General features: G+C 45.3%; 2 protein-coding genes. Both read left to right on the plus strand.

Going from position 1 to position 2025, the window contains the following annotated elements:
• Positions 1–114: 114 nt before the first annotated feature.
• Positions 115–1065, plus strand: coding sequence for an ABC transporter permease (locus tag CPT76_RS08930; RefSeq protein WP_076164825.1), 951 nt, complete (start codon positions 115–117; stop codon positions 1063–1065).
• Between the two features lie 33 nt (positions 1066–1098).
• A complete protein-coding gene (locus tag CPT76_RS08935; protein WP_076164828.1) occupies positions 1099–2016 on the plus strand; it encodes a carbohydrate ABC transporter permease in 918 nt (305 codons plus the stop codon).
• The last annotated feature ends 9 nt before the right edge of the window (positions 2017–2025 follow it).

A 2025-nucleotide genomic window follows, 5' to 3' on the forward strand; every position in this document is an offset into this window, starting at 1 on the left:
AATAAAGGAGGGGGGAAACCGTGCGATATGCCTTGCGCAAAAGTGAGACCGGAATGTGTGAAATCCATGCGATATAAAGCCTGATACGACGAAGATGTAGGAGGTGTTCGGAGAATGGTACCCAAAGGTGCTGTTATCCCTAGATATGAACGACTAAAAAAGAACAGGAAATTAGTTAAAATATGGCAATTTAGATATATATACTTATTTATTCTTCCTGCGATCCTATGGTTTCTGGTTTTTGCCTACTATCCGATGTACGGCATTCTGATCGCGTTCAAAGATTACAAATTCAATCTGGGGATATTGGGAAGTCCGTGGGCAGGCTTTAAATATTTCGAGCAGTTTTTAAACGATTCCAGCTTTTACGATGTTCTCCGAAATACGTTATCCATTAGTGCCCTTAAGCTTATTTTCGGATTTCCGGCTCCATTGGTCCTGGCCTTGATGCTTAATGGAATCATGCACAAAAAAATCAAAAGGGTGTTTCAAACGATTTCCTATCTGCCTCACTTCGTGTCGTGGGTCGTCGTCGTTACTTTACTTCAAAAAATCTTGTCTCCGAACGTAGGTCTCATCAATGATATTCGGTACCAGATGGGGTTGGATCCGATCTTTTTTATGGGAAAGCCGGAATTGTTCTATCCATTGGTCATCATTTCCGATATCTGGAAAGGTGTAGGCTGGGGTTCGATCATTTATTTAGCCGCGTTAACGAATATCGATCCGCACCTGTATGAGGCAGCCGAAATCGACGGGGCAGGCCGATGGAGCAAACTGTTTAAGATCACGCTTCCATCCCTTACGCCAACGATCGGCATATTGCTCATATTCTCCCTCAGCGGAATACTGAATGCGGGTTTTGATCAAATCTGGCTGATGCAGTCCCCCGCAACATTAAGCGTCTCGGAGATATTGGACACGTATGTCTTAAAAACTGGCCTGCAGCAAGGGCAATTAGCCTATTCCACGGCCATTGGTTTATTTAAGTCTGCGATCTCGCTGCTTCTCATCGTGGTTGTCAACAAAGTATCCAAACGTGTGAGTGATGTATCGTTGTGGTAAACAGCTGGCGCTGAAGATTGAGGAGGTGTGTGTATGGGGGAGAGAAGGCTGACGCCGGCAGATAAAATGTATGCGACGCTGAACTATTCGGTGCTGCTTTTATTCTGCGCTACGGCACTCTATCCATTTATCTATTTTCTGGCCCTTTCTTTCAATGACGGCTACGACGCAATGAAGGGCGGAATCTATCTTTTTCCTAGAGTGTTTACATTAGAAAACTATGCGAAAGCTTTTAGCAATCCCTTAATCTTAAATTCGTTTTATATTTCCATTTCCCGAACCCTGATCGTAACGGTTGGCTCCGTATTTTTGACGGCGTTATTAGCCTACGCCCTGTCGCGGAAAGGGCTGCCCGGAAGAAAATATATCGTATTCTTCTTTTTCTTCACCACGTTGTTCAGCGGAGGCCTCATTCCGACCTTTATCCTGTACCGGGAATTGCACATCCTGAATACGTTTTGGGTGTTGGTGCTGCCGTCTCTGTATAACTTTTTCAATGCGATTATTATGAAAACCTTCTTCGACGGGATCCCGGAAGGTCTGTCGGAATCGGCCCGAATCGACGGAGCAAGTGAGTTGGCGGTATTTGCAAGAATCATACTTCCTCTTTCGATGCCGGTGCTTGCTACCATTGCCTTGTTTGTCGGGGTGGGCGTGTGGAATGACTGGTTTACCGGTCAGTTTTTCATACAGAATGAAAAACTGCAGCCTGCGGCTACGTTCCTGAACAAAATGATCAGCGAAGCGTCTTTCCAATCGATGACGTCGTCGGGAAATAGCGGATCTGCGATTCAAAACATGACCCAGTCTCAGATGGAGCTGCGAGGTGTAACGCCGGAAGCCTTGCGGATGACCTTCGTCATTATTATCACGACCCCGATCATCTGTGTGTATCCATTCCTTCAGAAATATTTCGTCAAAGGCGTATTGGTTGGTTCGCTTAAGGAGTAGTTGGTATAA

It is taken from the genome of Paenibacillus sp. AR247, assembly GCF_002968895.1.
Taxonomy (GTDB): domain Bacteria; phylum Bacillota; class Bacilli; order Paenibacillales; family Paenibacillaceae; genus Paenibacillus_AQ; species Paenibacillus_AQ favisporus.

Coding starts and splice junctions, on each gene's coding strand:
- CPT76_RS08930 (WP_076164825.1), top strand. CDS start 115: ATGGTACCCAAAGGTGCTGTTATCCCTAGATATGAACGACTAAAAAAG.
- CPT76_RS08935 (WP_076164828.1), top strand. CDS start 1,099: ATGGGGGAGAGAAGGCTGACGCCGGCAGATAAAATGTATGCGACGCTG.